The organism is [Bacillus] caldolyticus, assembly GCF_003595605.1.
GTDB classification, from domain to species: Bacteria; Bacillota; Bacilli; order Bacillales; family Anoxybacillaceae; genus Geobacillus; species Geobacillus thermoleovorans.
Genome location: NZ_CP025074.1, coordinates 386,724 through 410,569 on the forward strand (window position 1 = coordinate 386,724; position 23,846 = coordinate 410,569).

At 50.3% G+C, this 23,846-nt stretch carries 25 protein-coding genes, 1 other RNA gene and 1 pseudogene; 5 read left to right on the top strand and 22 right to left on the bottom strand.

Going from position 1 to position 23,846, the window contains the following annotated elements:
• Positions 1–7: 7 nt before the first annotated feature.
• The 20 genes and pseudogenes from CWI35_RS02060 to CWI35_RS02160 form a co-directional block, all read right to left on the bottom strand.
• Positions 8–214, bottom strand: coding sequence for a DUF6501 family protein (locus tag CWI35_RS02060; protein WP_014195730.1), 207 nt, complete (start codon positions 212–214; stop codon positions 8–10).
• A gap of 146 nt (positions 215–360) precedes the next feature.
• Positions 361–555 carry an NETI motif-containing protein gene (locus tag CWI35_RS02065; protein WP_015374752.1) on the bottom strand — a complete coding sequence of 65 codons (195 nt, stop codon included), beginning with the start codon at positions 553–555 and terminating at the stop codon, positions 361–363.
• Between the two features lie 124 nt (positions 556–679).
• Positions 680–829, bottom strand: coding sequence for a YflJ family protein (locus tag CWI35_RS02070; protein WP_011231104.1), 150 nt, complete (start codon positions 827–829; stop codon positions 680–682).
• A 156-nt stretch (positions 830–985) separates the two neighbouring features.
• Positions 986–1,396 (bottom strand): annotated as a pseudogene (locus CWI35_RS02075) (zinc ribbon domain-containing protein); the annotation flags it as partial.
• Between the two features lie 197 nt (positions 1,397–1,593).
• On the bottom strand, positions 1,594–2,727 hold the full coding sequence (locus CWI35_RS02080) for an IS4 family transposase (protein ID WP_119877451.1): 1,134 nt from the start codon (positions 2,725–2,727) through the stop codon (positions 1,594–1,596).
• 383 nt (positions 2,728–3,110) lie between these two features.
• Complete coding sequence (locus CWI35_RS02090) at positions 3,111–3,560, bottom strand: hypothetical protein (protein WP_025039205.1); 450 nt, start codon at positions 3,558–3,560, stop codon at positions 3,111–3,113.
• Between the two features lie 190 nt (positions 3,561–3,750).
• Positions 3,751–5,694, bottom strand: a complete 1,944-nt coding sequence (locus tag CWI35_RS02095; protein WP_014195725.1) for a hypothetical protein — start codon at positions 5,692–5,694, stop codon at positions 3,751–3,753.
• Positions 5,687–5,938, bottom strand: a complete 252-nt coding sequence (locus CWI35_RS02100; protein WP_014195724.1) for a hypothetical protein — start codon at positions 5,936–5,938, stop codon at positions 5,687–5,689. Before CWI35_RS02100 ends, CWI35_RS02095 begins: the two co-directional genes overlap by 8 nt.
• Positions 5,939–6,218: 280 nt before the next feature.
• Positions 6,219–7,931, bottom strand: a complete 1,713-nt coding sequence (locus CWI35_RS02105; RefSeq protein ID WP_014195722.1) for a DHA2 family efflux MFS transporter permease subunit — start codon at positions 7,929–7,931, stop codon at positions 6,219–6,221.
• 10 nt (positions 7,932–7,941) lie between these two features.
• Positions 7,942–8,580 carry an HlyD family secretion protein gene (locus tag CWI35_RS02110; RefSeq protein ID WP_014195721.1) on the bottom strand — a complete coding sequence of 213 codons (639 nt, stop codon included), beginning with the start codon at positions 8,578–8,580 and terminating at the stop codon, positions 7,942–7,944.
• 3 nt (positions 8,581–8,583) lie between these two features.
• Positions 8,584–9,024: a MarR family winged helix-turn-helix transcriptional regulator gene (locus CWI35_RS02115; RefSeq protein WP_011231100.1), complete on the bottom strand. Its 441-nt coding sequence runs from the start codon at positions 9,022–9,024 to the stop codon at positions 8,584–8,586.
• A 202-nt stretch (positions 9,025–9,226) separates the two neighbouring features.
• Positions 9,227–9,415: non-coding RNA, 6S RNA (gene ssrS, locus CWI35_RS02120), on the bottom strand.
• 62 nt (positions 9,416–9,477) lie between these two features.
• Positions 9,478–11,031 (bottom strand): acyl-CoA carboxylase subunit beta, encoded by a 1,554-nt coding sequence (locus tag CWI35_RS02125; protein ID WP_060787797.1) that lies wholly within the window; start codon positions 11,029–11,031, stop codon positions 9,478–9,480.
• 169 nt (positions 11,032–11,200) lie between these two features.
• Positions 11,201–11,983, bottom strand: a complete 783-nt coding sequence (locus CWI35_RS02130) for an enoyl-CoA hydratase (RefSeq protein WP_033012204.1) — start codon at positions 11,981–11,983, stop codon at positions 11,201–11,203.
• Positions 11,984–12,004: 21 nt separating this feature from the next.
• Entirely contained in the window at positions 12,005–12,898 is an 894-nt protein-coding gene (locus CWI35_RS02135) for a hydroxymethylglutaryl-CoA lyase (RefSeq protein ID WP_015374747.1), read from the bottom strand.
• Positions 12,899–12,914: 16 nt separating this feature from the next.
• On the bottom strand, positions 12,915–13,127 hold the full coding sequence (locus CWI35_RS02140; RefSeq protein WP_011231095.1) for an acetyl-CoA carboxylase biotin carboxyl carrier protein subunit: 213 nt from the start codon (positions 13,125–13,127) through the stop codon (positions 12,915–12,917).
• A gap of 26 nt (positions 13,128–13,153) precedes the next feature.
• Entirely contained in the window at positions 13,154–14,506 is a 1,353-nt protein-coding gene (gene accC / locus CWI35_RS02145) for an acetyl-CoA carboxylase biotin carboxylase subunit (RefSeq protein WP_119877452.1), read from the bottom strand.
• A 64-nt stretch (positions 14,507–14,570) separates the two neighbouring features.
• Positions 14,571–16,205 (bottom strand): AMP-binding protein, encoded by a 1,635-nt coding sequence (locus tag CWI35_RS02150; RefSeq protein WP_011231093.1) that lies wholly within the window; start codon positions 16,203–16,205, stop codon positions 14,571–14,573.
• A 59-nt stretch (positions 16,206–16,264) separates the two neighbouring features.
• Complete coding sequence (locus CWI35_RS02155; RefSeq protein WP_011231092.1) at positions 16,265–17,407, bottom strand: acyl-CoA dehydrogenase; 1,143 nt, start codon at positions 17,405–17,407, stop codon at positions 16,265–16,267.
• Positions 17,408–17,543: 136 nt separating this feature from the next.
• Positions 17,544–18,170: a TetR/AcrR family transcriptional regulator gene (locus tag CWI35_RS02160; protein WP_011231091.1), complete on the bottom strand. Its 627-nt coding sequence runs from the start codon at positions 18,168–18,170 to the stop codon at positions 17,544–17,546.
• Positions 18,171–18,428: 258 nt separating this feature from the next.
• Here CWI35_RS02160 and CWI35_RS02165 point away from each other — a divergent pair, with 258 nt between their 5' ends.
• Together CWI35_RS02165 and CWI35_RS18670 are read left to right on the top strand one after the other, a co-directional pair.
• Entirely contained in the window at positions 18,429–18,677 is a 249-nt protein-coding gene (locus CWI35_RS02165) for a hypothetical protein (protein WP_013145420.1), read from the top strand.
• A 6-nt stretch (positions 18,678–18,683) separates the two neighbouring features.
• Complete coding sequence (locus tag CWI35_RS18670) at positions 18,684–18,818, top strand: hypothetical protein (RefSeq protein WP_014195715.1); 135 nt, start codon at positions 18,684–18,686, stop codon at positions 18,816–18,818.
• A gap of 49 nt (positions 18,819–18,867) precedes the next feature.
• On the opposite strand, the gene CWI35_RS02170 is transcribed toward CWI35_RS18670, so the two are convergent.
• Positions 18,868–19,656 (bottom strand): GNAT family N-acetyltransferase, encoded by a 789-nt coding sequence (locus tag CWI35_RS02170; protein ID WP_011231089.1) that lies wholly within the window; start codon positions 19,654–19,656, stop codon positions 18,868–18,870.
• 167 nt (positions 19,657–19,823) lie between these two features.
• Here CWI35_RS02170 and CWI35_RS02175 point away from each other — a divergent pair, with 167 nt between their 5' ends.
• Positions 19,824–20,081: a DUF6154 family protein gene (locus CWI35_RS02175; RefSeq protein WP_015374743.1), complete on the top strand. Its 258-nt coding sequence runs from the start codon at positions 19,824–19,826 to the stop codon at positions 20,079–20,081.
• 568 nt (positions 20,082–20,649) lie between these two features.
• Here CWI35_RS02175 and ilvA read toward each other — a convergent pair.
• The gene (gene ilvA / locus CWI35_RS02185) at positions 20,650–21,858 is read right to left on the bottom strand and encodes a threonine ammonia-lyase (protein WP_011231086.1); all 1,209 of its coding nucleotides are present in this window, start codon (positions 21,856–21,858) and stop codon (positions 20,650–20,652) included.
• A 528-nt stretch (positions 21,859–22,386) separates the two neighbouring features.
• On the opposite strand from ilvA, the gene CWI35_RS02190 reads away from it, so the two are divergent.
• Together CWI35_RS02190 and CWI35_RS02195 are read left to right on the top strand one after the other, a co-directional pair.
• Positions 22,387–22,518: a hypothetical protein gene (locus CWI35_RS02190; protein ID WP_014195711.1), complete on the top strand. Its 132-nt coding sequence runs from the start codon at positions 22,387–22,389 to the stop codon at positions 22,516–22,518.
• A 38-nt stretch (positions 22,519–22,556) separates the two neighbouring features.
• Positions 22,557–23,819, top strand: a complete 1,263-nt coding sequence (locus CWI35_RS02195; RefSeq protein ID WP_119877453.1) for a two-component system sensor histidine kinase NtrB — start codon at positions 22,557–22,559, stop codon at positions 23,817–23,819.
• The last annotated feature ends 27 nt before the right edge of the window (positions 23,820–23,846 follow it).

The following is a 23,846-nucleotide window of genomic DNA, read 5'->3' on the forward strand; positions in this document are numbered from 1 at the left end:
GGCGCGATCATTTGACTTCCTCAAAATAATCTTTGTAAAACCCGCCGACTTTTCCGCTGTTGTCAATGACAAAATAAAACTCGTCGGTTTCGTTTTTTACTTCATATACTTTGCCCGGCGTCAATACATTGCTGACCATGTACTTTTCCGCGTTCGTGTGAACGCACTTTACTTTTTTGATCGTCGGCCGGGTCGCCCATGTGTGATGAATCATGGCGTCATCTCCTTCTCTTTATATTTTTCCCCTTCTTTATTGTAGCGACCCGGACAACCGGCTGCAACGTCCCATTCGCCATTTGCCGCTATGGCCGACGCCTCAAATCGTTGGCGGCGGCGGGCAACCGTGCTAACGACCTGTTGCTACGGCTCATCGCGCACCCCCTCAAATTCGATGATGCGCCCGCACGGCTCAACCATCGTTTCGCCGTTCGTTTCCACTTCGCGGAAAATTGGCTGCTCGATGCGGCGGACAGGGCGGTAGCCTTCCTGTTTCATTCGCGCTAAACAGGCGGCGATCGTTTCCCCTTCCGCTACAGTAAACCGTTTTTTCTTCATCGCTTTCCTGGCCAAAGAGGCGCGCCCTCCCTCCTCCCACTAGAAATGTTGACATATCAAGGCTTCACGGCCTTTCCTTATAACTATTGTACCTCAAAAAAGAAGCCGGATCGCTTCATCCGGTTCAGCATGTTTTCTGCACATATTTTCGGTACAGCCCGTACAGCTCCGCCGCCTTGTACGTTTCAATTTTTTTCCGTCCAACCGGATGACGGGCGATGCCCGCCTTTTTCAACTCAGCCACAAGCCATCCTTTCGAGCCGAAATGCGCCATGGCGCTCCCCCCCCTCTTTTGTCATCCGCTTGTCTTTATGATGTATATGTGTGCAAAAAGGGAGCAAGAACATTGTTGTCCATATGGCGTGAACTACCCCCACTTAATTTTCTAGCGAAAATTTGAAGTGGGGGCTTCCAAAGAAGTTTGACTGCTTCAAGCAATCCTTATTCTTTGAGGCGTGTCCACTTCGCCGCTAGAGCATAAGACACTCAGGTCTACAGCTTTACTTTTCTTTAAGATGTTTAATGCGCCATTGACATCAGCATTAATTAGTTTGCCAGACTTTGTTCGATACAAGCCGCGCTTAATACGTTTGCCGCTGAACTTATATTCTTTTGGATTGTCGGCATTATATTCAGGAATCTCATCGCCGTCAAAAAAGCTGGCTTGAGACGTATATGATTCTTCCTGTTTCAAGAATTCAATGCCGTAAAATTCACAAAGATATTCTAGTTTTTCTTTTATGTTACCGAGAGGAATATTGACAAAGTTTTGATTTGTCTTTTTTCCTAGATTAATATTGCGTTGCCATGTTTCCGCATAGCCAATGACAAGTTTGCCAATTTACAATCCGACGTTGTACATGTTCTTGGCAATATGGCACAGTTCTCGAAGAGTCAAGTATTCTTCTTTGGTCAAACCATTTAGCTGTTGTTTGATACAAAAATACATTTTTTCACCTCCCATCTAACTATATTATACTATATTTTACTGAATCTATCCTATTTTCAGCAAAATATAGTTAAGGCCACGAGTGTTGATTATCCAAAATTATACATACGCCTTCCATAAATTTGGGCATACTCAAACAAAGCAGCGGCCATCCCGGATTTCCAATCGAGAGGAAGCTGCCCAGAGAAAAAACGGCGAACGAACGAAATGAAGGAAAGAGAGACGTTCGTCTGTTTTTTGGTTTGATCATACAGCCATCGCAGCAACACATACGCGATGAACGCCGCAAACAGCTGATTGTATACCGCATTTTCCGTCGTGCCAAACAAGGTCGGGACATTCAGATATTGCTTCACCCAACGGAAAAAGACCTCAACAGTCCAACGTTGTTGGTACATGTCGGCAATGGTTTCCGCAGACGCATGGAAGAGGTTCGTCACGACCCGAATGTCGCGGCCATTCGCATCTCGAAAGATCACCACCCGGTGACGCTTGGTGGAGCGGCATTGTTTCGTCCCCAACTGGCACGTGAAGTCGGCTTGAACCGATGAGGATGTGCTGGAAAGGCGTTTCAAGCTTTTTTTCTGATGAAGTTCGATGTTGTCCTTCATCCGAATGACAAAGAGCTGATGCTGCTCCACAAATCGATCGAGGCGTTCGATTTTGAAATACGCCCGGTCTTCCACCAGCACTTGTTGAGCGTTCGTCAACTGTTCTCCCACCGGGCCATCATGACGCAGTCCGATGGTTTCCACCACGTCTGCCGGCAACGAGGATTCCGGCGAATACGCGACGTGCAGCTTCACTCCGGCGCGTTCGCCGTGATACGGCGCCCATGGCAGGCGGTTTTTCCCGACCGTGACGGTCGTCGAATCCACCACCCGAAGCGGTTTGGGAAACCGAAGCGAACGGCGGGTTTGGCGGTTGCACTTGGAAATGATCAACGCCAACAAGCGTTTCATGATGTCATAGGGAACGTCTTTCGCTTTCTTGGATACTGTGGAATAATGGAATCGCGGCAATCCATACAGAGGCCCCACATCGGCTCCGTGGCGAAAGCTTTTCCATTGATGCATGGCGGCCAGCAGGAAGAAGTGAATCCACTCGCGCAACGTAAAGGTTCGAGACGAATCACGATCCCCAACCGCTTCGGCAATCCGTTGAATCTCTTCATCCGAAACAAGTTTTTGCATCAAATTCGGGAGTGTGGTATGCTTGTTCATAGAGAGCACCTCCTGGGTTTGTTTGTGTCGCTACTCACATTCTACAGGAAAGGTGCTCTTTTTTCTATACCCTTTGGATTTTATTGGATAATCAACACGCCTGAGTTAAGGCGATTCATCTCCCACTTACTCCGCTTCGCTTCGTTGAAGTGGGAGTCTTCTCGCCTAATTAAGATAAAACAAAAAAAGAAGCGGCTTCTGCTAACGGGTTCGGTTCAGAAGTACAAAATCAAAAAAAACAGTACAAATAACAGCGTAATTAGCACAAAATTCGAACTAAATTTAACAAGGTAAAAAGCACATTAAAACGCTTGGGTTTATTCCAAGCGTTTTAAACTAAAATTATATTGACTTGTTAAATCAAGACTGTTACTAAAAGGTTACTACCGTACTTCAATTACAAAGGCATAACTTGAATCTCCCTTTTCCCATCTTGCTGAAACATCATACACATAAACACCTTTTTCTTTTGGTAATAGTATCACATTATCATTTATTGGAACATTTTCTGTTTTTATATTTGTAAGCCATCTATTTACTACTAATGTATTTTCTTTAGGCTCGTCTTTGAATTCTATTTTCAATTGGGAATTTGGTGGTACAACCACAGGTTTTAGTTCTTGATTTTTAATGAGTTCTGGCGGAGAACTTGTATCAGCACAAACAGAATTAAGTAATCCATTCCAACAATACGAACCTTGTGTCACTTCTACCTTTTTTTCTCCAACAGTTATGGTTGGTAAAGGTGGTTTAGCACTAAATAGTCCAATAACAAAATAACCACCAATGCCTAACACAATTAATACTAATAATGGAATTAAAAACTTTTTCATACACTTCCCTCCTCGTGGGTTAATTTTCCCTTTGCTAATTTTCTAAGTAATCTATATATTTAGTTTAACATAAAATACTAAAATCCTTAAAAAGGATTTCGTCAAAAAATATTGATATTTCAACAAAAATAAAAAACCAAATCGTATGGTGATTTGGTCTTATAAAATATCAAATCCCTTTCAATTATGGTTATTGCATATAAATTATTTCTTTTAAATCAAATCGTTTTTTTGCAATGCCTAATCGTTGAGCAGGTGTTCCTACTGTCTCTTTTGTTTTGTATGCTAAACAAAAATTGTAGTAAGTCCGAAGTATGGTAAGAGCCATTTGAGCATACTTTGGGTTAAAGTTTGAATAGATATAGCTTTTTCCGTCACCACGAGCTGTTGTCAATGGTCTTTCTAAAATAGATAGCCGTCTTCGAATGTGCTGGATAAAGGTATTCGTGGCGTTGTCATTCACATTTAAAACAAGATTGGCAATGTCCTTCGGTTCGAATGATGAAAGATTGGTTGTACAATCAACCCATCGAAATCCTCTGTCAATTGTCGCAAGCGGATGTTCAATCGGATTATCAGCGTATTCATAATGACTGCTGCCATCTGAAATGACTTTTTTATGAAATTGGTGTGTATGAAATAATTCTTCCAGTTTTAGAAAAGCCAATTTTCGCAAAGACTTTGTATCATAACCAGAGTTAATTCCCCAGTTGATTAAATCCACTCTTGCTTGAACAAATTCCTCACGAGCTTGTTTCCGAGATTTTGTTTTATCCGTTTGACAAAGAAAATGGTGGGCATCAGATAAGCGAATTTCTTTGGCAAATACACGATAAAGGGAAGTCATCAATGAATTGTCTTTATCTGTCACAAAACGCCACTCTGAAGCCTTTACAAGCTGTTTAATAAGCCAATAATGAGCAATCGTTGTATAAGTTGAATTAATGTGTAATCCATCAATATACTTGGCTCTGTGTTCAATTTTATCTAATTCGGCTTGATACTCGACATAAGTTTGTGTGTCATTTTTAGACGGAGGCATCGGATAATGAGAATATTTCGGAATGCGAGCGTGTTTCTTGGCAAATTCATTTAGGTGGTCTTCTTTTAAAAGAACGGTATCAAGGGCAATATCCCTCAATGAAATATCCCAATCAAATGCCACATCGCTTCGGAACACATACCTTGAGAATAAATCGGCAGTAATCACCACATTGGTTGGGAATTGACTTTCCTCTAAATCATCATACTGGCTGCCACCCATTCCTTTTTTCCGAACATTGTTGAGGAAATAGGTCATTTTATCGGTATTGAGCCATATTTCTTTAAACTGCATATTTTGAAGCGGTTTTGTTTCGTGCCGTTCCAAAAACTCCAAACATCTTCGATAAACAAATTCTAATTTATCGTAATAGGTACCTCTCCCAATTTCCAAAAGTTCGCAAGTTCTGGTAATCGGAACCCGACTTAACAATAACTTTGTAAACCAAAGAAGAATATCACTTCGTTTTTGATTGTATGTGATAGATTGCTTACGGTTAGGTAATACATTGGTAAACTTCTTGCACGTCTTACATTGCCATCTTTGTGATTTACCTGTGCTTTTTCCACGTTTATAGAATGCCTTTGGTTCGTTAAAAGGCGTACAATCTTCCGCAATACAACAATCTTTATGAAATTGATAATCGGGTTCAACATCTTGGATACTGTTGATTCTGATTAATCGTTCAATTTCTTGTGCGATAGACCAATTCGATAGTGTTATGGCGTGGCAGTCCAAAGTAGCTCCTTTTGTTAGATTAATTGGGTCTGGATTGCATTTAATGGTTTTGTCCGTTCCAGTTCCTGATAATTTATACCGACTTGGTTTCCCTTTTGTTTCAAATCTTTCTTGAGGAAGACCGTGCCACTTACAATACGGATTGGAACAATGATTGTATTGAATTTTGTAGATGTTTCCGTTCCAAGTGAATTCAGTTGGTTTGAACAGTAAATCTTTGTATTTAGTTCCGAACTGCTTTGGTGTTAACAATTCGTAATCTTTTGTTCTTTCTGCTGTTTCTGCCATCGAAACAGGGGAATGTACATTCACAAGATTATCTTCTTTGGTAGCCAATCTCTTTAATTTAGCCAAAGTTATCGCTCTCCAATAAATATTCGATTTCCAGTTGTTTTACAATTCTTTTGTTATTTCGTTTTTTGCTAATCCATTTGATGAAATCTTTATCTTCTAACAAGTTGAGAAGAAATGTATCAACAACTTCGCTTTCCGTGTACTCAGTGTATTCTGAATAGGTTTTTATAATCGCTCTTACTCGCTCAGAAATAAGCCAATCAACACGACTCGCATTGTTATTTTTGGGCTTAATAAACTTCATTTTATTTACACCTCGCAATAAAAATCGTCATACATTTAGTATGTCCAATTAGCATCAATTTTAACACATATTTGGAATACTGTCTGTTGGTCAGCAGTCACTTGCTAATTAAGATGCTAATTATAATGCGATTAATGGTCATAAATTAAATAAAACATTGATATATCAAGAAACAAAAGGGAGTCCATTTCATATGCGAATTGGACTCCCTTTTGTATTACTTTTTTTAATTTTGTACTCAACAACCGAACCCGTTAGGCTTCTGCGCCGCTTCCTTTGTTTACGCTGATGGCGATTTATGCTTTTTTCCCTTTAAGAAAAACGCCATCATTAACGCCAATACCGTCAAGCCGGTGGCGACGAAAAAGGCGTCGTTGATCCCCTCGACCGTTGACTGTTGCTGCACAAGTCCATACAACAGCTGAGCGATCGCCTCATCACTTGGGATGGCCTGTTTCAGTTGGCCGACAAGGCTCATGAACAACGGATTGTTTTCCGTCATTTCATTGCGATAAGCTTCCACATGGAATTTCGTCCGGTTGGACATGATCGTCACCAAAAACGCCGTCCCGAGCGAAGCAGCCACTTGGCGAATCGTATTCGACATCGCCGTGCCGTGGCTGTACAGATGGCGCGGCAAGGCGTTTAACCCTTCGGTCATAATCGGCATCCCGAGCATCGACATGCCGAACATGCGGAAAATGTAAAGCCAAATCAACTGGCTGTATGGCGTATCCATCGTCAGCTTGCTGAATTCCCACGTCGTCACGGCGGTGATGATCAAGCCAACGATAGCGAGCATCCGCGCGCCGATGCGGTCAAACACCCAACCAGAGATCGGCGACATCACCGCCATGACGATCGCCCCCGGCAGCAACAGCAAACCGGCATCGAGCGGCGTAAAGCCGCGCAAGTTTTGCAAATACACCGGAAGCAAGACCATGGCGGCAAACATCGCCATGTTAATGACCGAACCGATGACGGTCGCCAACGTAAACACTGGGTAGCGGAACACACGGAAATTGAGCACCGGATGCTCCGAGCGCAGCGAACGCCATGTGAACATGATGAGGAACAAGGCGCCGATGACAAGCGAAACAACCACTTCCGTCTCGCCCCATCCTTTGCTTCCGGCCTCGCTGAAGCCATACAGAACGCCGCCAAACCCGATCGTGGAGTAGACCGCCCCTTGCACGTCCAGCACTGGATTGCCTTTACGCGGCGTATGTTTCAGCCAGACGGAGGCAAGCACAATGTCTAAAATCGCGATCGGCAACACGACGTAAAACAACAGCCGCCATGTATAATGTTCAACGATCCAGCCAGACAGCGTCGGCCCGACCGCCGGCGCAAACATCATGGCGATTCCGACCGTTCCCATGGCCACCCCGCGGCGTTCCGGCGGGAAAATCGACAACATAATGACCATCATCAGCTGCATAATAATGCCGGCCCCGACCGCTTGTGTCAACCGCCCCGTGAGCATGACGGCAAACGACGGAGCGATCGAGCAGACAAACGCGCCGATGGCGAAAAACGACATGCCCGATAAAAACAACCGTTTCGCTGGAAACTTGGCGATTAAAAACGGGCTGATCGGGATGAGCACTCCGTTGACGAGCATATAGCCGGTCACGAGCCATTGAATCGTCGACGTTTCCACGTTGAAATCTTGCATCATATGCGGCAAGGCGACGTTGATCAACGTTTGATTCAAAATGGCGACAAACGCACCAAGCATGACCGTCGCCACAACCTTGCCGCGGCTGCCGATATCCCCAAGGCCGCCTTGACCGGCTGGAGCGGCCGGACGCCCATCCGTTCCTGTCGACGGCTCTGCTTTCGTTTCCGCTAACGGTTGAGCGTTGGCTTCCGCCGCTTCATCTGCCGCCTTCACCGCGGCTGAAGCCGGCTTGCGGCGGCGCAGCGCGATGTTGACCGCCGCCAAGACCAAAACGGCAAACACAATATAACCAATGACAAATGCTGTCATCCTCAATCACCTACTTATGGATGCGGACGGTGACGTTCATGCCCGGCACAAGTCCGGCTCCGCTGTAATTGTCAATGGAAATCGTAACGGGAATCACTTGGGTCACTTTCGTGTAGTTGCCGGTCGCATTGGAACTTGGCAACAGGCTGAACGTATTCGCTGTCGCGTTGCCGATTTTTTCGACTTTGCCGCTGAATTTGCGATCCGGATACGCATCGACATAAATATCGACGTCTTGCCCGATTTTCACGTCTTCAATATCCGTCTCTTCAATATTCGCCGTCACCCACAAATCGTTCAAATCAAACCCGCGGGCCAGCGGCATCCCCGCGGCGACAAACGAGTCCTTGACTGCGTTTTGCTGCACGATCGTCATCCGATGCGGCACTGTCACCGGAATCGTTGTTTTGCCGTCAAACACCTCGCCGATTTCTTCCCCAGCTGAGAAGGTTTTTCCCGTGTCGCCCCGCCAGGATGTCAGCTTCCCGGACAGCGGCGCAGCGACGGAGATGACCTGGCCGTCGATGCGGGCGTTGTCTGTTTTAATGTAATTCGTCGCTTCGTTCACATAGTAGTAGGCGGCAAAGCCTCCACCGACAAGCAAAATGAGCACAATGATGTTCAGCGCAACCAATCGTTTCACGTTCACCGTCTATTCCTCCCCGAGTAAAATCGCTTTAATTTTTTCATGAAGATGCAAAAACTGTTCAATCTCCTCTGGAGAGACGAGTTCTTGAATGCGGCCAAGCCGCCGGCGCAGCACCGACTGCTCGCCAAACGCTTCCGACACCGTCTCTTTTCCTTTTTCCGTCAAACTCAAAATGACCGCGCGCCGATCTTGCTTCGACGGCTCTCGGACAACAAGGCCGGCGCCGACGAGCCGGTCAACCGTGCCGCTGACATTGCTGTTGCTTAAGTTTAATTTTTCCGCCAAGTCATTCAGGCGAATATGCTCTTTTTTCAGCAGCGTATATAAGACGATCAGCTGCACCTCTGTCACCCCGACGCGGGCGGCGTCCTCGCGGATGAGGCGATAAAGCGCCTTTTGCGTCCGGAAGACAGCGTACATGATGTCCCGGCTGATCCCTTCCATTCATCCCCCCTCCTTGCCTCATCTTTCTTGTTGGAATAGTTTCAATACGAATTATTCCTGCACGAAATATGATTATAACATGAAAACAGGGAAAATCAACTATATTGTTTCATGTCTTTTTGAGAAAACATACGCAACGAAAAAGAGTCCAACCGGATGTTTTGCATCCAGTTGGACTCTTTTGCCAACTCCTCATTCGTGAATCCGCGCCGCTGTTGCCGTTGGCTGAATGCAGTTTCTCAACCACGCTCCACCAGGTGGGTGTTCGCAGAAGCGTTCCTGTCGTCCCCGCAGACGAATAAGGGGCATGACATTCCCGCTTCAATGTAGAACTCCCTTTTGATTGCCATCGGTTGAAACTTCATTCTACAACGCACAACGCAGCAGCGGATTGGTGATTATTATGATACATGATCGGCCGTCCCTTGGCAAGAGGGACAGCCATCCATTTTTTCAAACTGGATACACCCCATGCTTCCGCTCAGAAAAGACGATATACTTGGACATATACGCGTCAAATCGGCGGATGAGCTCGTTGCGCAAATCGTTCGGCGCGACAATTCCGTCAACGACCAATTCGGAAGCGAGCCGATAAATATCGATGTCGCGCCGGTATTCCTCGCGTTTTTGTTCGACAAACGCCGCACGCTCTTCCGGCGGCAGCTCGGCGATTTTGTTCGCATAAACGGCGTTGACGGCCGCCTCCGGCCCCATGACGGCGATTTGCGCGTTCGGAAGCGCGAGGCAGCAGTCCGGTTCAAACGCCGGGCCGGCCATGGCATACAACCCGGCGCCGTACGCTTTGCGGACGATGACCGAGATCTTCGGTACGGTGGCTTCCGACATGGCGGCGATCATTTTCGCTCCATGGCGGATGATGCCGGCCCGCTCGACCTTCGTGCCGATCATAAAGCCAGGGACGTCGGCCAAAAACAGAAGCGGGATATGGAACGCGTCGCAAAGCGTGATGAATTTCGCCGCTTTATCAGCCGAATCGTGGAACAAGACACCGCCTTTGACGCGCGGCTGGTTGGCGATGATGCCGATCGGCTGGCCGTTAAGGCGCGCCAGTCCCGTAATGATTTCCGGCGCAAACAGTTTTTTGATTTCGCAAAACGATCCTTCGTCAATGATTCGCTCAATCAAATCATACATGTTGAACGGCGCATTTTGGTTTTCCGGCAAAATGTCTTCGATCGTTTTGTCGAACGATTTCGGCGGCTTCGCCTCGACCACCGGCGGTTTTTCGCCGTAATGGGACGGAAAATATGACAAATAACGGCGCGCATAGGCAATCGCTTCTTCTTCGGTTTTCACGAGCACGTCGCCGCAGCCGGAGACGGTGCAATGCATGCGAGCGCCGCCCATCTCTTCGAGCGTGACTTTTTCCCCAATCACCATTTCCGCCATGCGCGGCGAGCCCAAGTACATCGAGGCGTTGCCCTCGACCATGATGACGATGTCGCAAAACGCCGGAATATAAGCGCCGCCGGCTGCTGACGGGCCAAACAACAGGCACACTTGCGGCACTTTGCCGGACAGCTTCACCTCATTGTAAAAAATGCGCCCTGCCCCGCGCCGGCCGGGAAACATTTCGAGTTGGTCCGTAATGCGTGCGCCGGCCGAGTCCACCAAATAAATGATCGGGCAGCGCAGTTTTTCCGCCGTTTCTTGAATGCGGATGATTTTTTCGACCGTGCGCGCTCCCCACGAGCCAGCTTTGACGGTCGAATCGTTCGCCATCACGCAGACGGTGCGGCCATTGATTTTGCCGATCCCGGTCACCACCCCGTCAGCCGGCAGGCCATCCGCCAAACAGTTGGCAAACAAGCCGTCTTCCACTTCCAAGCCATCGTCAAGCAGCAAATTCAGCCGCTCGCGGACAAACAATTTCCCTTGGGCCGCATTTTTTTCATGATATTTTGGCGCCCCGCCTTTCTTGATTTCCGCCGCTCTTTTCTCCAGCTCCGCTGCGAGCGTGTCTTGCTGATTGGCTGTTTCCTTCATCTCTTTGTTTCCCCTCCTTGTTTTGATAGATCTTGCTGTTCCATCCCGCGTGTTCGGCCGGGAGCACGGTTGGGGCCGTTTTTGGCTGTCGTGCCAATGTCGGTGCAGAACAAGCGCTCCGTGCGGCTTTTTCCTTATCCGAACAGCCTCATCCTGCCCAAGCGCAGGCTTACTCCCCTTTGTACACCGGCTTCCGCTTTTCTTTAAACGCCTGCAGACCTTCCAGACGGTCTTTCGTTGGGATTGTCGCCTCATAGGCGAGCTGCTCAATTGCGAGGCCCGTCTCCAAATCAACGTTGAATACGCTTTGGATCGCCCGTTTCGCCTGGCGGACGGCTATCGGCGCATTGTCAGCGATTTGCTGCGCCAATTCAAGCGCCCGATCCATGAGCTCGGCGCGCGGCACGGCGTATTCGACAAGGCCGATTCGCTCGGCTTCCTGCGCTGTAATCCGTTTGGCGGCAAAAATCAACTCTTTCGCTTTGCCGAGACCGACAAGGCGCGGCAGCCGCTGCGTCCCCCCCGCTCCCGGAATGATGCCGAGCGACGTTTCCGTCAGCCCGAGCTGGATATCGTCGGCGGCAAACCGGATGTCGCAGGCGAGCGCCAGCTCAAGCCCCCCGCCAAAGGCCGAGCCGTTTAACGCGGCAATGACCGGCTGCGGCACTTTCTCGACCTCGTTGATCGTTTTGCTGATTAAAGCGACGGCCTGACGGACTTCGGTTTCGTTCATCCCTGCCCGCTCTTTCAAATCGGCTCCGGCGCAAAACACTTTGTCTCCGGCCCCGGTCAACATGACGACGCGCACGTCTTTGCGAAATTTGATCTCCTGAAAGAGCGCGCCAAGCTCGAAAAGAAGCGCTCTTGAAAGCGCATTGGCCGCTTCCGGACGGTTTAATGTCACAATGGCGATGCCGTTTTCTTGTGTTTCAAACGATACAAGTGTGCTCACGTTTTCTCCCCCCCCTTATGATCAAACCGTTTGCAAATAGCGGCTCGGAAGCGGGCGGCCGATTTTGTCGCGGATAAACAAAGCCGCTTTCGTCAGCTGCTCGACATCGATGCCGGTTTCAATCCCCATGCCGTGAAGCATATATACTAAATCATCGGTGGCGACGTTTCCCGACGCTCCGGGAGCGTACGGACAGCCGCCGAGGCCGCCGAGCGAGCTGTCAAACGTCGTAATCCCCATTTCCATTGACACTAAAATATTGGCCAGCGCCGTCCCTCTCGTGTCATGGAAATGCATCGCGATCCGATCAGCCGGAAAACGGCGGAGCACGATTGTGAGCACCTCTTCGACTTGCTTGGGCGTCGCGACGCCAATCGTATCGCCAAGCGACAGTTCGTCAACCCCCATCGCCAACAACCGGTCCGCCACCATCAGCACTTGATCGACGGCGACAGGCCCTTCATACGGGCAGCCAAAAACGGTGGAAACGTAGCCGCGCACCGTTTTTCCTGCTTGTTTTGCCGTTTTCACGACCGCTTCAAGCACCGGAAATGTGGCAGCGATCGTTTTGTTAATATTTTTTTGGTTGTGCGTTTCGCTCGCTGACATGAAGACGCCCACTTCATCGACCCCGGCGCCAAGCGCCCGCTCAAGCCCCTTTTCGTTGGGGACGAGCGCCGCATACGTGACGCCGGCTTTTCGGCGAATGCCCGCTGCCACTTCAACGGCGTCCGCAAGCTGCGGAATCCATTTCGGATGGACGAAGGAAGTCACCTCAATGTACGACAGCCCCGTTTCTGACAATAGGTTGATCCAAGCGATTTTATCGGCGGTCGCGATCGGCGTTGCTTCGTTTTGCAGGCCGTCGCGCGGGCCGACTTCTTTGATCGTCACCTTCGCCGGCCATCGGCTCATGCTCTGCTCCCCCTTTTTACTCAATCTCGACAAGCACGTCGCCTTCGTTCACGAAATCTCCTTCCTGCACGTGGATGTGCTTCACGACGCCAGACGTTTCCGCGGCAATCGGAATCTCCATTTTCATCGATTCCAAAATGACGACATCTTGCCCTTCTTCCACACGGTCACCGACGGCGACGACAATTTTCCATACACTTCCTGCCATCGTTGCGGTTATTTGATTCATCATTTCTTCCCCCATTCATTTCTGCTTCATTTCGTTTTTATTGGTTTCCAATGTTTCGAAAGGAAATCGGTCGTCGTATCCCCCGCTTGAAACGCCGGATGGGACAACACGGCCTCAAGCAGCGGAATGTTCGTTTTAATCCCTTCAACGCGATAGTCTCGAAGCGCTTCGAGCAAGCGTTCAATCGCCGTTTGCCGATCCGGCCCTTTGGCGATCAATTTCGCGATCATCGGATCATAAAATGGCGTGACCGTGATGCCGCTTTGAACCGCCGTTTCATGACGAATCCATTCGCCTTGTGGGGCGGAAAACACCGTAATGCGGCCGGGCGACGGGTAAAACGTGTTCGGATCTTCGGCATAAATGCGCACTTCAATGGCGTGACCGTCGCGGCGAATCTCTTCTTGTTTATAGCGGAGCGGCTCGCCCGCGGCGATGCGCAGCTGCTCTTCGACGATGTCGATGCCGGTGATTTCTTCTGTCACCGGGTGCTCGACTTGCAGCCGAGTGTTCATCTCAAGAAAATAAAAATTTTTCTGTTCATCGACGAGAAATTCAATGGTACCGGCATTTGCATAACCGATGTAACGCGCAGCCCGCACCGCCGCCTCCCCCATCTTCCGCCGCGTCTCTTCATCCAAAAACGGCGACGGCGCCTCTTCGACCACTTTTTGGTGGCGGCGTTGGATCGAACATTCACGCTCCCATAAGTAAACACAGTTGCCATTTTGGTCGGCAAGAAGCTGAATTTCAATATGGCGCGGGCGTTCAATATATTTTTCAATGTACATCGTCCCGTCGCCGAAAAACGAAGCGGCCCGTTTTTGGCTCCCTTCAAACGCTTGGCGCAGCTCAGCTTCATCGCGAGCGATATGCATGCCGATGCCGCCGCCGCCGGCTGACGCCTTCAGCATGACTGGATACCCAATCGAAGCCGCCGCTTTGGCCGCTTCATCGGCGCTATCAAGCGCAAAGGAGACGCCTGGGACGATCGGCACGCCGGCTTGTTCCATCGTCCGCCGCGCTTCGATTTTGCTGCCCATCGCCGCGATGACGTCCGCCTTCGGACCGATGAAGACGATTCCTTCTTCCTCGCAGCGGCGGGCAAACGCTGGATTTTCCGACAACAGCCCGTAGCCGGGATGGATCGCCTCCGCTTTCGCCGTTTTGGCAACCTCTATGATTTTTTCGATATTTAAATAGCTTTCCGCGACGCGCGGCTTGCCGATCAAATACGCCTCATCCGCGAGCGAGACGTGGAGCGAATCCGCATCCGCTTCGGAATAGACGGCGACGGTCCGGATGCCGAGCTTTTGGCACGTGCGGATGATGCGGACGGCGATTTCGCCGCGGTTGGCAATCAATACTTTCGAAAACATCGTCTCACCCTTTCACGAAAACTGAGAATGCCGCCGGGCGGACGAAACCGCCCGGCACGGCGGTTTACGTCGTCAAGCCGAGGCGCTGTTTCGCCATTTCCCGCAATTTGAATTTCTGAATTTTCCCAGATGCCGTCATCGGGTACGAGTCGGTAAATTCGATATAACGCGGGATTTTATGCCGGGAAATGTGGCCGCGGCAAAACTCGCGAATCTCCTCAGCGGTCGCCGTTTCGCCGTCTTTTAAGATGATCCACGCCATCACTTCTTCACCGTATACCTCATCCGGCACGCCAACGACTTGGACGTCCAAAATTTTCGGATGTTTGTATAAAAACTCTTCGATTTCACGCGGATAAATGTTTTCGCCGCCGCGGATGATCATATCTTTCAGACGGCCGGTGATGCGGAAGTAACCGTTTTCATCCATCGTCGCCAAATCGCCGGTATGCAGCCAGCCGTCTTGGTCGATCGCTTCATTTGTCGCTTCCGGGTTGTTGTAATACCCTTTCATGACATGATAGCCGCGCGTGCACAGCTCCCCTTGCACACCGGGCGGCACTTCCTTGTTCGTTCCCGGCTCGACGATTTTCACCTCGACGCCCGGCAAGGCGCGGCCAACCGTTTCGACACGCAGCTCAAGCGGATCGTCGGTGCGCGTTTGCGTGATGACTGGGGACGCTTCCGTCTGCCCGTAGGCGATCGTAATGTCTTTCATCCCCATTTTCTCGATGACCGCCTTCATCACTTCGACCGGGCAAGGGGAGCCAGCCATAATGCCCGTGCGCAGCGACGACAAATCGTATTTGGCAAAATCCGGGTCGTTGAGCTCGGCGATGAACATCGTCGGCACGCCGTGAAGCGCCGTGCACCGCTCCGCTTCCACCGTCTCGAGAACCCGCTTCGGATGGAACTCCACAACCGGCACCATCGTCGCCCCGACCGTCACGCATGCAAGCGTGCTCATGACGCAGCCGAAGCAATGGAAAAACGGCACCGGAATGCACAATCGATCGCCTTCGCCAAGTCCCATGCATTGCGCCACTTGGTGGGCGTTGTTGACGATGTTGTAATGCGTCAACATCACCCCTTTCGGGAATCCAGTCGTCCCGGACGTGTATTGCATGTTGATCACATCGTGCGGGTCGAGGCTCTCCATCCGTTCATCGAGTTCTTCTTCCGATACGTCGTGCGCCATCGCCAAGATGTCGTTCCATGTAAACATGCCCGGGTGCCGTTTGTCGCCAAGAAAGACCACGTTTTTCAGCTTCGGCAGCCGTTTCGATTGCAGCTGTCCGGGCGCTGATGTGCGCAACTCGGGAACGATTTCGTACAAAATATCGATGTATGACGAATCGCGGTATTGCTCGATCAAAAACAGTGTTGTCGAGTCGGACTGCCGAAGCAAATACTCAAGCTCCGCCGCGCGGTAGTTCGTATTGACCGTCACGAGGACGGCTCCCATTTTGCCGGTCGCAAACTGGCAGGCGATCCATTCCGGAACGTTCGTCGCCCAAATGGCGACATGCTCCCCTTTTTCGATGCCAAGCCGCATCAACCCGCGCGCAACGAGGCGGCAATAGTCGTTAAACTGCCGATACGTCAGACGCAAGCCGCGGTCGGCATACACGACCGCCTCGCGATCCGCATATTGCCTGGCTCGCTCTTCCAACAATTTCCCCACCGTCACCGTCAACATCGGCCGTTTCCTCCCCTTTGTCCGAATTCATTGTTATGGATATGCAGGCATTTCCGCTTTTAGCATCCCAGTTGGCGGGCGATGACGAGCCGTTGGATTTCTGATGTGCCTTCGCCGATTTCCATGAGCTTGATATCCCGCAAATGGCGCTCAACGCCGTACTCTTTCATATAGCCGTATCCGCCGTGAATTTGAATCGCCTGGTTGCAGACGCGGAACCCCATTTCCGACGCAAACAGCTTGGCGAACGATGCTTCTTTTGTAAACGGTTTCCCTTGGTCTTTCAACCAAGCCGCCTTGTACACCATATTGCGGGCAAGCTCAATTTCCATCGCCATGTCAGCGAGCTTAAACTGGATCGCTTGAAACTTGGAAATCGGCTGGCCAAACTGAACGCGTTCTTTCGCGTATTGAAGCGCTTTCTCAAACGCCGCTTGCGCGATGCCGACGGCTAAAGCTGCGATGGAAATGCGGCCGCCATCAAGCGTGTACAAAAACTGTTTAAACCCTTTTTGCGGGTCGCCCAAGACGTTTTCTTTCGGCACGCGGACGTTCTCGAAAACAAGCTCGCACGTATTGGACGCGCGCACGCCCATCTTGTCGTAATTCGAACGGATCGTAAATCCTGGGGAGTCAGTTGGCACGATGAGAGCGGTGATGATGTTTTTGCCGCGCGCATCTTTGCCTGTCACGGCGGTGACAATGACTTGCCGCGCGTATTGGGCGTTCGTGATCCAGCATTTTTCGCCGTTGATGACATATTCATCGCCGTCCAGCACCGCGGTCGTGCGCGTGCCGCCGGCGTCCGATCCGGCGTTCGGCTCCGTGAGCCCAAAAGCGCCAAGCGTCTCTCCTTTGGCCATCGGCACGAGCCATTTTTGTTTCTGCTCCTCTGTTCCAAAGTAATAAATGGGACTCGCCCCAAGTGACACGGCGGCCGCATAGCTTAGCCCGGTGCCGCCGCAGGCGCGGCCGATTTCCTCAACGGCGATGGCATACGAAATCGTATCGCCTCCAGCGCCGCCGTATTCTTCCGGAAACGGCAAACCCAATAGCCCCAACTCGCCCATTTTGCGGAAGACATCCAGCGGAAAATGCGCCTCTTCATCCCATTTCGCCGCGTATGGGGCAATTTCCTTCTCAGCAAAGTCGCGAACCATTTCTTTAATCATTTGTTGCTCTTTTGTTAATGAAAAATTCATCCTGTCCCTCTCCCCCATAGAAAATGTTCTATCATTTGAACCGACTAGTCGGTTTTAGTAAGAAAACGAGTGTAAACGGTTTTGATTTTTGAAGCGTTTTCAAAACCGACTAGTTGGTCTGTATACGATCAACAACTTATTCGGCGGCCGGCCGCAACAAAAACCGCGCCGCCGCTGGGTTTTCTGGTGTGCGGAGCACCGCATGCAAAATGAAATCGGCAAAATACGCCGCGATCTCCTCAATTGACAACGGACCATCCGGATTGTACCATTTGTATGTCCAGTTGACCATGCCGATAATGGACATGCCAGTAATCTCCACCGACAGCTCCGGACGAAACTCGCCGGCCTCGATTCCCTCGCGGATGACGCGAAAAATAATTTGTTTAAATTCTTCGCGCTTTTCATTGATCGGTTCGGCGTATTCCGGTTTTAAGTACGTGCTTTCCTGGTAAAACACGGTGATGTGTGGTTTATACAAATGAAACACTTTGACAAACGACTGAACGATGGCGTACAAGCGCTCGGTCGGCGTAGGGAAGCCCTCATACGCCTCCTGCGCTTTTGTCAGCGCATACGTAATAAAGACGTCATGAATATGGTAAAGCAACTCGTCTTTTGATTTAAAATTATGGTAAAACCCGCCTTTCGACGTATCGCTTTCCGCGACGATGCGGTCGACCGTCACGCCATGGTAGCCATATTTCTCAAACAAATGAAGAGCGGTGTCGATAATGCGGTCTCGAAGCGGTTTCTCTGCCATAACAGTCTCCTTCGCCTGAACTGTAAAACATTTCGAAAAAAGCAAAATCTTCTTCTTGTTTATTAAGATACTCGACAGTTGCAGCCATTGTCAACAAAAATCGTTCCGGCGCCCGAAAAATGGAGGCGTCTTTCGCCGCACATCGTCCGATCGGCTGCGCGAGCCCTATCCCCTAGCCGCACGAACTGAAACAAAACAGATGACCTATACATAATCACGGCCGTTTTTCCAAAAGATAAAAACCGGAGGTGGCTTTCATTGGAACCGATGCTATGCCCAAACTGCAAAACGAACCGGACGCGGTTTCATCTCATTGAGCAGCACCCGCGTGCGGTCAAGCTCGATCCGCACACCGGCGACATCGAGCACGAATACACAAACGAAGCGCTCGAACCGTTCCATCTCCCGTACCGCGGCCCGAGCTACCGCGTCCAATGCGGCGTCTGCGGGCTGATCGAAGATGCGGACATGTTCATTCAGCGCGCAAAATCGTCTCCATTGAGGTGATTCCATATGGCGAACAAAAAACAAACACCTTCTTCCATCGTAGACCAAAAACAGCTCGTCAACGACAAGGCAAAAGCGATGCAAGAGCGCGGCGGCGAGCACATTCGCCGCGGCACGCCCAACGGCGCAGACGGACAATAACCGCCAGCCTGCTTTTGTACACAAGCAAGCTGGCGGGACTTCCGCCCTTCTAACGGTACATCGCCCACAATCCGATATCGCGAAAACCAAGGCGATGGTAAATGCGGCCGGCGGTTGGATTGTCGTAAAACAAGCACGGCATCTTCCCTTCAGCGAGCAAATCGCAAACGAGCTTCGCCACGATGGCGCTCGCATATCCTTTCCCGCGATGTCCTTGATCCGTGCAGACGCCGACGATCATCGCCGACAATGAGTTTTCCGCTGATGTCGATGCGGCGGCCACCATTCGGCCGTCTTGTTCAATGTAGTACGTTCTAGCTGAATTGGTTTCCATCCCTTTCACTAGCATATCGCGGGACGACGGCCTCGTTTCAAATTCGGCAATGCGGCGCCGCAAGTCGAGAATCCGGTCGACATCGGCCAATTCGGCTTTTTTGACGGCGAACGCCCCCATTTCTTGACGGGCGTATTCATCCGTCCGACACTCGCAAAAGTAAAGCGTTCGCTTCTCCCCAAGCGGCAGCCGCTCTTCGAACTGCCTGGCAATGTCCGCCTTGCCGGACAGCTGGATGGACGATGATTGGGCTGTCTCGCGGATGAGACGAGCAAAGCCATCGGCATCAAAATCGCCAGGCGCGTACGGAATGTAGGAATCGTAATAACGGAGCAGCACCGCCTTCAGCGAGCCGGCATCGTCAAACTGCCCCCAAACGTCTTGGAAATCGGCGTCATAGCCAAACGACTCAATATCGCCGATGATAAATAAATTGAACGACGGATCTTGCCGCAAAAACGAAAATACTTGTTGATCGTCTTCGGCCGTTAACCGGCGAATCATAGAATTCCCCCGCTTTTCGAATGATATTTTTTCCATTATACTATGAATCATCCCTGTTGCCAATGGCATTTGTGGCGTCAAACCGAGAGGACTGCCGATGCCCCTAAGTCTGCATCGGCCAACTGCAAAGAAAGGAGGAAGCCCGCTCTCAAAAAAGCGAGGCGACGATGCCGATGAAGTTTACTGACGATCTGTACGAATACTATAAAGATCGACTGACCGGAGATGAAGAAGACGCCGAAGCGGTGGCGATGTCGATTTTGGATGAACTCGACCGCCGCGATGTGCTCAAGCTGATCGGTGAGATGACTGATGAAGAGCTGCTTGGCATGTTCGGTTTGTATGTCCTGGAAAGCTTGAAAGCGAAAATGGCCCGCGAAGGCCTCGGCGCGACGCGGCCGCAAGATGCGCCGCGCGTGCATTGACAAAACAAAACGGCTGTCCCCCATGTCATAAGGAACAGCCGTTATGTTGGGCAAATGATGGTTTCGTATTCATCCTATTTCGCGCAGGAGACTCCCACTTCAACGACCAAAGGGAGTAAGTGGGAGAGGAATGTGCGTTCCCCCTTTCTTTTGTGTATGATATAATAAAGGCATGGAGAAAACCGTTCAATAAAGGCACTCCAATAACGGCTGCTCGATGGATGGAGTTGGTTGCAGGAAACGTTGCAACCGTAAAACATCGAGCGTAGGTCTGTCTGTTGTGTGTGGAAGCCAAGTACTGCCAACAGACACACCGAGAGAATCGGTAACGATGCAGGCATGACCTGCGTCGTTGGGCAGTCGTCAACCTGCCCCCTGATGCAACCCCAAGTCAAGGAAGGAGGACGAAGTCCGTTTGCACTTCTGGGGAGTTGCAAGCCCCCACTTCAAGCGTTCGCGAAGTGGGGGTAGTTGACTTGGCAGCCCTGTGAACATGATTTCCAAGACGGCTTTTCCACTGTTTGCTTAACAGACAGTGGCGAAACACAAACCGTTTTCCATCGCGCGCTCATCGGTAAAACTGTACATCGTAGCCTTCTTTCAACAACACTTGGTAGATTTGCTGAATGTGGTCTTCGTTTTTTGTCTCGAGCGAAAAGTGAATTTCCGCCTGACCTGGCAGCACTTTGGCGCCGATGCGCTGATGATGAATCGACATCACGTTTGCCTCAAGCTCCGCAATAATGCGCAGCAGCTTGTTCAACTGGCCCGGCTTGTCGGAGATGACCGTTGTAAACGTAACGAATCGCCCGGCTTCGACGAGCCCCCGCTCGATGATGCGGGAAATGAGCGTCACATCGACGTTGCCGCCGCTTAAAATGGCGGCGACTTTTTTGCCGCGAAACGGCAGCTTTTGATACAACAATGCCGCCAGCGGACAAGCTGCCGCCCCTTCGATCAACAGCTTGTTCCGCTCGAGCACATACAGCATCGTCCGCGAAATTTCCGCCTCTTCCACGCATACAACGCCATCGACGTATTGCTCAATGTATTGGTACGTAATATTGCCCGGCTTTTTCACGGCAATCCCATCGGCGATCGTATTCGATGCGGCAATGGAGACGGGCTGTTTATGGCGTATGGCCGCCGTCATGCCGGGGCAAGCCGATGACTCAACGCCGTACACTTCAACCGACGGCTTCAGCTGTTTTAACGTAAGCGCCACCCCCGCAAGCAACCCGCCGCCGCCGACTGGACAAAGAACGACATCGACGTCGGGAAGCTGCTCGATCAGCTCTAAGCCGATCGTCCCTTGGCCGGCCATCACCGCCAAGTCGTCAAACGGATGAACAAACGTCATCCCCCGTTCACGCTGCAACTCTAACGCATATTCCAAAGACTCGTCAAACACATCGCCGTACAGCACGACTTCCGCCCCGTAGCTTTTCGTCGCTTCAATTTTGCTGAGCGGCGCGCCTTTTGGCATGACGATCGTGCACGGAATATGAAGCATGCCGCTCGCATAGGCGACCCCTTGGGCGTGGTTGCCGGCCGAAGCGGCGATGACGCCGCGCGCCCTCTCTTCTTCCGTGAGCGACATAATTTTATTGAATGAACCTCTTACTTTAAACGAGCCCGTTTTTTGCAAATTTTCGAGTTTCATATATACATCATTGCCAGACAGCCGGCTGAACGTTTGCGAATGCTCAAGCGGCGTTTGATGGACGATGCCTTTCATTTTCGCTCGCGCTTGTTCAATGTCTGCTAATGTCAACATCATCAAACCACCCTTTCTGATCGGCGATCGGTTCGTTTTCGCTCCGTTTTATTATATACAAAGCATTTCGCCGCCGACAAATGTTGCTTTTCTTTTGGATGGTCACTCTTTTTATTGATTATTTAGCACATAGTTTTTTATTATAAAATATATTGTTGAACGAACCCATCACTGCGATCCGTTGCATTTTGTCAGCTGCTTGAAGGTAGGGGATTTGACAAAAACCATCGCAAAACCGATTCTTTTCCAGTTGAGAAACTGTGTACAATCGTCTTCTCTTTTTTGACGAACTTTGGCATGGTATGCAAAAACCATTTTTGTTCATTCCATTGATGATTTAGCACATTGTTTTATCAATTAGGAAATTTGTCTTCATTTGGCTGTGATCCATCAAAACCTAATAGCGCCAATGGAATCCTTCGCCCGTTTGATGGGAGAAAGCGGTTGGGAAGATCCACGATAGGCAAATGCGAGCGAATTTGCTAATATGAAAGAAAAGCATTCGGAATACGAAAGGATGAAGCGATTGTGACGAAAAAGTTGTACTATACAGCGCCGGATGTTGCCGCGTGGACAACGGCGATGACAAGCGTCCGCCAAGGCGGCGAAACATATGTCGTCAGGATGTCCGCCATAGCCAACGGAGGGCGGTTTTTGTAAAATAAAAAACGAAATGTGCAGCTAAGGAGTTTGGAAAGATGAACGATCGACTCGTACAATCGCAAATCGAAGAGCTCGAACGAAAGCTGCGCGCTTATGAGCGGCTCATCGAAACGCTTCCGTTTCCGTTCACCTTTGCCGATTACGAAAGTGGAATCGCCATCGAAAAAAAGCGCGGCGACGTCCGGCCGCACCTTCGCACCATTCCACCGTCCCTTGAAAAGGAAGCCAAATGGCAGTGGGATATTGACTTGTATCACGACGTACCGTTTGAAAAAGTGGAAGCCTTTTTGACGCCGTTGCTCGATCTCGTGCCGCACCATATCGTTTTTGTCGACGACAAAGGGATCATCACGCTTTGCAATTTGCAGGCGGCCATTGACACGGGCGTCGAGCGCGACGCCATCATCGGCAAACATATTCGCGAGCTGCTGAAGCTGCCTGACGAGCTGATCGCAACGCTCGAATCGCTTGAAAAAGGCGAGCCGCTTTACAATTACGAAGTGCTCGACCGATTTTACGGCATCGTCAACACCCGTTTTATTTACAACGATGACGGATCGATCAAACGAGTCATCAGTATGTTTCAGTCGCTCAATATGATGAAAGAAACAGAAAAGCTGGCGGTCGCTGGCCGCATCGCCGCCGGCATCGCCCATGAAATCCGCAATCCGCTGACGACGGTGCGCGGATATTTGCAACTATTGAAAAGCGACTTGCCGGATCGCATCGCCTCGCTCGTTGAGCGGCTTTTAATTCCTGAGCTCGACCGGGCGAACGACATTATCACGGATTTTTTGAATATCGCCAAGCCGGCGGACGTCAAAATGGAGACGTTCAACTTGCACCGCTTTTTGCGCGACGATGTCGGCGTCCTATTGCAAAGCGAAGCGCTATTGCATAACGTCGACGTCCATTTTGACCTTGATGACCAGCTTGACGATTACGAAATGAACGGCGACCGCAGCCAGCTTTTGCAAGTGTTTTTAAACTTATTTCGCAACGCCGTGGAAGCAAAAGTGGCGAAAACGATGAGGGTGTCGATCTGCAGCCGAAAAATCAACCATCTCGTTCAGCTTCGCTTCTGCGACGATGGACCCGGCATTCCGCCGTCGGTCATCGACCATGTTTTCGATCCGTTTTTTTCAACGAAGGAAACGGGAACTGGGCTCGGCCTGTCATTATCGAAAAAAATCGTCGAACTGCATCGCGGGACGATGAAAGTGCAAAGCGACACGCACGGCACATGTTTTTTGATCGAATTCCCGCTTTGCAGCCAACCGCCGTTTCTTTCGTCATAAATCGCTTCCGAAGAGGGGGCCATCCCA